Genomic DNA, 7,984 nt, shown 5'->3' on the forward strand with positions numbered 1-7,984 from the left:
TGGCGGCTCGGGAAGAAGCCGAGCAGGCCCGCCAGAGCGAGGCGCAAAACCGACTGACCGAGCTTCACACCCAACTCAAGCAGTTCGGTAGCGAACTGTACAGCGCTGACGGGGAGACACTGCTCGGTGACCAGTGGCCCGAACAGCTCAATAGCGCCGGCGAATCGCTGAAAGCCCTGGAAACCGATGCCTTACCCAAGCGCGAGCGCGAATCGTTGGAGCGCCAGATTCACCAGTTGAACGAGCTGTTGGCGCTTCTGCGCGAGCACGGCCCTCTGGAGCAGTGGACACCCCAACTGAATCAGCCGGAGCAGAGCGCGCAGGCCCGCAAGGTCCTCAAACAACTGGTGAAAACCGCCCGCCAGTGGCCGGAGAACGATCGCCCCGCCCCCGTTCAGGACGCGATAAACGCCCTGAATGCGCTGGAGCAACAGGAAAAGGCCAAAGAGCAATCCCAGCGCAAGCACATTCGTGAGGTCGAAGGCCTGGTGCGCCAGGGGCTGAGTGCCGCGCAGCGCGGCCAGGTACGGCGGGCGCGGGGTTTACATCGCGCCAGCCAGGAGAAGCGGGAAACCCTGGAGCACATTCCGGCCCACCTGGCGAGCAAGCTGGAAGAGCTGGATCAGGCGATTGAACGCCTGAGCGACTGGCATGAATTTGCGGTCACCCCCAAGAAAGAAGCACTCATTCGTTCCATGCAGGCCCTGGAACACAGCACCATGAACCCGGAAGAGCTGGCCCGCAAGATTCATCACCTCCAGGATGACTGGCGGGAAGTCAGCAAGGGCGTGCCCCATCACGACGAGGACCTGTGGCACCAGTTTCAGGAGGCCTCGCATCGCGCCTTCGAGCCCTGCAAGGAGTTCTTCGAAGCCCAGGCCAGAGAGCGCGAAGCCAACCAGGCCAAGCGGGAGGAATTGATCGAGCAGGTGCAGCTCTACCTGAACGGCTATCACTGGGACAGCCCAGTGTGGAAAGACGTCGAGCACACCCTCAAGCAGGCACGGCGCGAGTGGCGCGATGCCTGGCCGGTGCCGCGCCAGGCGGTCAAAGCCCAGGAAGAGCGGTTTGAGCCTCTGATGGATCAACTGCACGCCAAGCTGGGGGAAGCCTACGATGCGCACCGGGCTGAAAAAGAATTACTGGTACAACGGGCCGAGCAATTGCGCGAGCAGAGCGATCTGCATCAGGCCATTGAAGGCGCCAAAGACCTTCAGGTCCAGTGGAAACAGGTCGGCCAGTGCCGCCCCCGAGAAGATCAGGCCCTGTGGAAGCAGTTCCGCGAACACTGCGACGCCATTTTCGCCCGCCGCCAAGCCCAGTTTGAGGCGGCCGATCAGGCGCGCCAGGCCCAGGCCGAGGAAGCGGAGTCCCTGATCAAGGCACTCAAGACGCTGCAACAGCAACCACTGGATACCCCCGGGGCACAGCGGGCGCGGATCGATGAACTCAAGAGCCAGTTCCAGGCTCTGAAAGAGCTTCCCCGCCAGCAGGCGCAGCCCCTCAATGACGCCTTCTACCAGACGCTCAAAGCCCTGGATGAGCAGCACAAAAACGCTCGCCGCCAGGCTAAAGAACGCCAGCGCCAGCAGCTGTTCAACGCCGCCGAAGCGGTGCGCGCGCTTGAATTGGCCAGCCTTGAAGGCGGCGATACCACCGCAGCCCAGGAAGAGGCGAGCATCGCGCTGGAGGCCGTGGAGTACTGGCCCGGCGACAGCCAGGCCATTTTGAATCAACGCCTGGAACGGGCGGCCAGCCTGACATCCGCGGTCCAGACGGAGAACCTGGAGGCCCTGCGTCTGCTGTGTATCCGCAAGGAAATCGCGACCGGTCAGGAATCCCCCGAGTCCGACAAGGCGCGCCGAATGGCCTATCAGATGGAACAATTACAGCAGGGCCTGGGTCAACGGTCTGACACAGCGGAATCACTGCTGCTGGAATGGTTGACCCTGGGGGGTGTCCCCGATCCGGAATACACCCAACTGCTGACACGATTCCAGCCGCACTGATCTCCGTCTCACCCAGACGTTAGCGGTCCCATCGGATACTTATGGAACAACCCGGCGAAACACCCGCACAGACCATTGAACGCCCTGCCTGGTCTCGCCGGGCGCTGAACAGGCTGATTGCCACCTTCAAGCGCTACCCCAAAGTGCTGGCGCTGGCGGGTTTTCTGTTCGGCCTTGGCAGCTTCGTTCTGGTCGAGCGCAAACCCGCACTCGCCCAGGTGGTCGCGGTGTTGATGATGGCCAGCTGGCTCTGGCTGATGTTCGAGAACACCCTGCGGCGCAACGCGCTGCGCCTGCTGAAGCTGAAAGTCCCACGCCCCGCTCTGCACTTCATCACCCAGATGGTGCACCAGGAGAGTCTGTTTTTCGTCCTGCCGTTTTTCTTTTTCACGGTCACCTGGAACAGCGGGCAGACGCTGTTTATGGGGCTGCTGTGCGCCGCAGCGCTGGTCTCGGTCATTGACCCGCTCTATTACAACCATCTGGCCAAGCGACGCTGGCTGTTTCTCGGCTTTCACGCCCTGGCCTTGTTCGCGGTCATGCTCACCGCACTGCCGATCATCCTGCATCTGAGTACCGCCCAGAGCTACCCTCTGGCGCTCGGCATCGCCGTGCTGCTGGCCATTCCCAGTGTCATCAGTGCGCTGCCGCCCCGGCGCTGGTGGCGCAGCCTGGCCCTGATCGGGGTGGTTGCCGCCCTCGGCCTCGCGGGCTGGTACGGACGCCTCTGGGTGCCCCCGGCCACCCTCTGGCTGACTCAGGTGGCGGTGAGCACCGATATCGATATTCAGGACAAAGCACCGGGAAACCGCCTGACGCAACTGAGCGAAACCAAGCTACACCAGGAAGGGCTCTATGCCTACACGGCGATCCGCGCGCCGCGCGGGCTGAACGAGCGGATTTACCATGTCTGGCGCCTGAACGGCGAAATCGTCGACACCATTGCCCTGGATATTCAGGGCGGGCGCAAAGAGGGATACCGGGCCTGGACCCACAAGCAGCACTTCCCGAAACAGGCGGTGGGCCATTGGCAAGTCCAGGTGGTGACTGAAGCGCGCCAGATGATTGGCGTGCTGCGCTTTGAGGTTACCGATATCGGGAATTGACAGACCCCTTATTTTCCTTTTCACTTGAAGACTTACCGATAAGCATAATAACCGGAGTTCTACTATGGCTTTTGCGTCCAAGGAAGCCGCCAGAGAGTATTGGCGGGCGAATATCAAGTTGCTGGCGGTGCTGCTCAGCATCTGGTTCATTGTCTCGTTTGGTGCGGGCATCCTGCTGGTGGACTGGCTCAATCAATTTCGCATGGGTGGCTTCAAACTGGGCTTCTGGTTTGCCCAGCAGGGTTCCATCTACACCTTTCTGGTCCTGATTTTTGTCTACGTGTACAAGATGAATCAGCTGGACCGCCGCTTTGGTGTCCGGGAAGACGAGGAGTAGTTCATGGAAGCCCAAACGCTCATCTACCTGGTGGTTGGCGCCACCTTCGCGCTCTATATTGGCATCGCGGTCTGGTCCCGGGCCGGCAGCACTGGGGACTTCTACATTGCTGGCGGTGGCGTCCATCCCGTGGCTAATGGCATGGCCACGGCCGCCGACTGGATGTCCGCCGCATCCTTCATTTCCATGGCCGGCCTGATCGCCTTTCTCGGTTATGACGGTAGCGTCTACCTCATGGGCTGGACCGGCGGTTATGTGCTGCTCGCCTTATGCCTGGCCCCCTACCTGCGCAAATTTGGCAAGTTCACCGTGCCGGATTTCATTGGCGATCGCTACTACTCCCAGATGGCCCGCACCGTTGCCGTGGTGTGCGCCATTTTTGTGTCGTTCACCTATGTGGCCGGACAGATGCGCGGGGTCGGGGTGGTGTTCTCCCGCTTTCTGGAAGTGGATGTGACCACCGGCGTGCTGATCGGTATGGGCGTGGTGTTCTTTTACGCGGTGCTCGGCGGTATGAAGGGCATTACCTACACCCAGGTGGCCCAGTACTGCGTGATGATTTTTGCCTACACGGTACCGGCGATTTACATCAGCCTGATGATCACCGGCAACCCGATTCCACAGCTGGGCTTTGGCGATACCCTGGCCGACGGCTCGGGCACCCACCTGCTCGACAAGCTCGACGGGTTATCCCGGGAGCTCGGCTTTACCGCCTTCACCGAGGGGAAAAAGTCCACCATCGACATGTTCTGCATTACCGCCGCGCTGATGGTGGGCACGGCGGGCCTGCCCCACGTCATCGTGCGCTTTTTCACCGTCCCCAAAGTGCGCGACGCCCGCAAGAGCGCCGGCTGGGCCCTGCTGTTTATCGCCGTGCTCTACACCACCGCCCCGGCCGTGGGCGCCTTTGCACGCACCAACATGATCGAGACCATCAATGGCCCCGAGGGCCAGGGGGTAGCCCGGGAAAACATGCCCTCCTGGGTGGACACCTGGGAAACCACGGGGCTGATCCAGTGGCAGGATGAAAACGGCGATGGGCGGCTGTTTTACAGCAATGACAGCCGCAATGAAATGACCATCGACCCGGATATTCTGGTACTGGCCAACCCGGAAATCGCCGAGCTGCCCAACTGGGTGATCGCCCTGGTGGCCGCCGGTGGCCTGGCCGCCGCGCTGTCGACCGCCGCCGGGCTGTTACTGGTGATTTCCACCTCAATCTCCCACGATTTGCTCAAACGCAACCTCATGCCCCGGATCACCGAGAAGCAGGAGCTGATGGCGGCGCGCCTGGCCGCCGCCGGGGCAATCGGGGTGGCGGGCTACCTGGGCATCAATCCGCCGGGCTTTGTCGCCGAGGTGGTCGCCTTCGCCTTTGGCCTGGCGGCGGCGAGCTTCTTCCCGGCGATCATCATGGGGATTTTCTTCAAACCCATGAACCAGTGGGGCGCCGTCGCGGGCATGCTCACCGGGCTGGTGTTCACCGCCAGCTATATCCTGGTATTCAAGGGGGTATTCTTCGAACCCTTGCTGCCCAATACCGCCGAATACTGGCTGCTGGGTATCTCACCGGAGGGCATCGGGTTTGTCGGCATGCTGCTGAATCTGGCCGTGGCTCTGACCGTACGCCACTTTACCCCGGATGCGCCGCCGCATGTCCAGGATCTGGTGGAAAGCATCCGCTTCCCTCAGGGCTCAAGCGGCCCCAGCGCCCACTGACCCGCCCACACCGGTATTAAACCCGGCATTAAAAAAGGGAGCACCTGCTCCCTTTTTTAATGCCCTGCTTTCAGCTCTCGAGCCAGACCTCATCAATCCAGCGCCAGACATCATCCCAGCTCTCATCGCTCAGATCGCCATCGCGCCAGAACAGGACTTCACCCTCGGGCTCAACGCAGTAATAGTTGCCATTGGTCTCACACAGCGGCAACAGGTAACGGGGCAGGCCCATCGACCAGGCCACCGCCGCCACCTCCGGCAGGTAGGTATGGGCATGAGGGTCAGCAGCGGTCACAGGCTCCAACGAACCGGTCACCACGTCGCTGGCCAGAAGCAGGAAACGGCGCATCTCCCGCGGGATAGGCAGAAGCACCTCCTCCTCCACATCCACCAGGTCTTCGTGACTGGGCAGCTCCAGGGGTACCGGCACCGGCTGGTGCGCCGCCCTCAGTCGTTCCAGGGTCTCTTCCATTGTGGGCTCTTGCATTGCGAAAGGACCGTCAATGCTAGCGCCCCATCTGGCATATGACAAGCCGGGACGCCCCTGTCAGGGGTAGTACATGTGGTAGTGACTCTGCGCGTAGGGGTTGAGCTCGTAATACGACTCCAGAAACGCCACCAGATCAATCAGCTCACTGACGGTCATGACATCGTTGTAGTTGCGCATCAATGACTGCCCGGCGTCATCTGTGATCTGCTCATCCTGATAGCCGCTGGCCAGCCGATGGGAGGGATTGATGACGGAAGTCAGAAGTTCGGCGTAGGTTTTGACCTTGGTGACGGTGCCACCGAGAATGATCGGCGTGTCCAGTTCGCGTTCCGTCACCACTGCATCATAGCCCTGCAGCCGATGGCAGGACAGACAATCATACTGGACAAACACCTGCTCGCCCCGCTCAAGATCCCCTTCGGGCAGACTGAACCCCCGGGGCGATTCCGGTCCCTGACTGCACGCCGTCAGAAAAAACACGAACGCAAAGAGTATTGAGTATTTCATGGTGACCACCTCTAACCGACATCGAACGAAGTCTGAATCCTTACAACCCGATTCGAGATCTATTAAGTGTTGTCGACGGTGGTGTTTTCGCAACCCAGTAAACGGGATTTATCTCCTGTATTAAGACTACCTTTGCGCTGAATCAAAAATGACGCCAATTCTTGATCGGATAGAATCACCCCCGATCCAACAAACTCCGCAAATCAATCAACGCCGCATTGGCGCGGGAGATATAGGAGGCCATTACCAGAGAGTGGTTGGCCAGCGGACCGAAACCGCTGCCGTTAAGGATCATCGGGCTCATCAGCGAGCGCTGGGTGGCTTCCAGCTCACGAATGATCTGCCCCAGGCTGACCCGGGCATTTTTGTCATCGAGCACGTCGGCGAATTCGATTTCCGCCGCCTTCAGTAGATGGATCAGGGCCCAGGCCGAGCCTCGGGCTTCGTAATAGACATTATCCAGCTCGGTCCAGGGCGTCTTGACGATCACCTCTCCCGGGGCCACTTCCCGAGGTTCACCCATGCTTACCGGCAAGTCCGTATTCAGTCGACGCTGACCGACGCTGGCGCTGAGGCGCTGCGACAGGCTGCCCAGGCGGGTTTCCACAGTGCTCAACCAATAGCGAAGATTATCGGCGCGGGTGTAGAACTCGGCATTCTGTTCACTGATGCCGGTCAATCGATCAAGGTAGCGACGGGTGTACTGAATGCCTTCGCGATACTGTCCCTCGGTGGCCGGCATGATCCAACTGTCAGTATTGAAGTTGAAGCGGGACTCGGCCAGGGCCAGGTCCTGATCCTCGCGGGATTGAGACTGGGAGCGGCTGAACGCTTCACGCATGGCTTTGCTGGCGTCGCGCACCTGAATGACCACGCCGTACTCCCAGCTTGGCATGTTATCCAGCCAGAGGCCGGGCGGCGTGATGTCATTGGTCAGGTAGCCGCCGGGTTTTTCCAGCAGGGTTTCCGCCACGCCAATCAGCGCCGAGGTCATAACAGCGCCGCGCTCACGGGTCCCGCCGCGCTCCTCCACCTGCGTCGTCACATAGTCTTCCACGGTGAAGAAACCGGGGGTCATGCTCCAGTAAATGCCCACTACCAGCGCCAACAACAAGTAGAGACCCAATACGGCTATACCGATTTTCACCCGCATTCCCAATCGGGAGACATCGTCACGGGTATCGGCAAAGGTGTCCCGAAGCTTGCGCTGCAGGTGAACCCAGAACTGCTTGGCTTTGGACATGGGCATAGCGACTTCCTGATCGGTGAAATGCGTTAGTGGTCGTGATGGGGCCGGTCAAACACGCTGACCGCATAGGCCTTCACGGTCTGCTCACTGCCATCATCAAACGTCAATATCAATTGTAGCGGATCTCCGGTGCGGGGGCGTCGCTCAAGCCCAAAGAGCATTACGTGGTAGCCCCCCGAGGCAAAGCGCACCTTCTCGCCGGGGGGAATCTCCACCGCATCCACCTGACGCATGCGCATCATGCCATCCTCCGTGCGGTGCTCGTGCAGCTCCGCCCGCTCGGCGAACTCGGCGGACACCGCCACCAACGACCGCGCCTCCTCACCCATGTTATGCAGTAGAAAGTAGGCCGAGGTGAGATCTTTACCCGGCAAGGGCACACGCACGGTTGCGTCGGTAACGGTGACGGTGGGCGCCTCCGCCCAGACCGGCGCTACCCCCAACGCCAGTATAAAAAGTATGGCTCGCAACATGACAGGTTTCTCCAGAGCATTGATTGTGCCGCCGCACAACCCGGTTACAACGGCGGCTGTAGTTCGATTCGCGGGGGCGACCCCAGGTGAATAT

Annotated in this window: 8 protein-coding genes; 4 read left to right on the plus strand and 4 right to left on the minus strand. The window is 60.6% G+C overall.

Annotated features, from left to right (window positions below; all coding sequences use genetic code 11):
• The 4 genes from B3520_RS09130 to B3520_RS09145 form a co-directional block, all read left to right on the plus strand.
• A partial coding sequence (locus B3520_RS09130; RefSeq protein ID WP_286875899.1) for a DUF349 domain-containing protein occupies positions 1 to 2,009 on the plus strand: 2,009 nt, incomplete at its 5' end.
• A gap of 41 nt (positions 2,010 to 2,050) precedes the next feature.
• The gene (locus tag B3520_RS09135) at positions 2,051 to 3,115 is read left to right on the plus strand and encodes a DUF5924 family protein (RefSeq protein ID WP_123636924.1); all 1,065 of its coding nucleotides are present in this window, start codon (positions 2,051 to 2,053) and stop codon (positions 3,113 to 3,115) included.
• Between the two features lie 64 nt (positions 3,116 to 3,179).
• The gene (locus B3520_RS09140) at positions 3,180 to 3,452 is read left to right on the plus strand and encodes a DUF4212 domain-containing protein (protein WP_024459621.1); all 273 of its coding nucleotides are present in this window, start codon (positions 3,180 to 3,182) and stop codon (positions 3,450 to 3,452) included.
• A gap of 3 nt (positions 3,453 to 3,455) precedes the next feature.
• Entirely contained in the window at positions 3,456 to 5,171 is a 1,716-nt protein-coding gene (locus tag B3520_RS09145) for a sodium:solute symporter family protein (RefSeq protein WP_286807546.1), read from the plus strand.
• Positions 5,172 to 5,241: 70 nt separating this feature from the next.
• Here the strand turns inward: B3520_RS09145 and B3520_RS09150 are convergent, their stop codons facing one another.
• The 4 genes from B3520_RS09150 to B3520_RS09165 form a co-directional block, all read right to left on the minus strand.
• Complete coding sequence (locus tag B3520_RS09150; RefSeq protein WP_286875900.1) at positions 5,242 to 5,643, minus strand: SMI1/KNR4 family protein; 402 nt, start codon at positions 5,641 to 5,643, stop codon at positions 5,242 to 5,244.
• A gap of 75 nt (positions 5,644 to 5,718) precedes the next feature.
• Positions 5,719 to 6,168 (minus strand): c-type cytochrome, encoded by a 450-nt coding sequence (locus B3520_RS09155; protein ID WP_286807551.1) that lies wholly within the window; start codon positions 6,166 to 6,168, stop codon positions 5,719 to 5,721.
• Between the two features lie 175 nt (positions 6,169 to 6,343).
• Positions 6,344 to 7,417, minus strand: a complete 1,074-nt coding sequence (locus B3520_RS09160; protein WP_414673723.1) for a DUF2333 family protein — start codon at positions 7,415 to 7,417, stop codon at positions 6,344 to 6,346.
• 26 nt (positions 7,418 to 7,443) lie between these two features.
• On the minus strand, positions 7,444 to 7,890 hold the full coding sequence (locus B3520_RS09165; protein WP_286807552.1) for a copper chaperone PCu(A)C: 447 nt from the start codon (positions 7,888 to 7,890) through the stop codon (positions 7,444 to 7,446).
• Positions 7,891 to 7,984 lie beyond the last annotated feature (94 nt).

The sequence above is a fragment of the Marinimicrobium sp. UBA4509 genome (genome assembly GCF_002388575.1).
Taxonomy (GTDB): domain Bacteria; phylum Pseudomonadota; class Gammaproteobacteria; order Pseudomonadales; family Cellvibrionaceae; genus Marinimicrobium; species Marinimicrobium koreense.

Bases quoted from the DNA above. Each gene is read 5' to 3' on its own strand.
- B3520_RS09135 (WP_123636924.1), top strand. From the start codon at position 2,051: ATGGAACAACCCGGCGAAACACCCGCACAGACCATTGAACGCCCTGCC.
- B3520_RS09140 (WP_024459621.1), top strand. From the start codon at position 3,180: ATGGCTTTTGCGTCCAAGGAAGCCGCCAGAGAGTATTGGCGGGCGAAT.
- B3520_RS09145 (WP_286807546.1), top strand. From the start codon at position 3,456: ATGGAAGCCCAAACGCTCATCTACCTGGTGGTTGGCGCCACCTTCGCG.
- B3520_RS09165 (WP_286807552.1), bottom strand. From the start codon at position 7,890: ATGTTGCGAGCCATACTTTTTATACTGGCGTTGGGGGTAGCGCCGGTC.
- B3520_RS09150 (WP_286875900.1), bottom strand. From the start codon at position 5,643: ATGGAAGAGACCCTGGAACGACTGAGGGCGGCGCACCAGCCGGTGCCG.
- B3520_RS09155 (WP_286807551.1), bottom strand. From the start codon at position 6,168: ATGAAATACTCAATACTCTTTGCGTTCGTGTTTTTTCTGACGGCGTGC.
- B3520_RS09160 (WP_414673723.1), bottom strand. From the start codon at position 7,417: ATGCCCATGTCCAAAGCCAAGCAGTTCTGGGTTCACCTGCAGCGCAAG.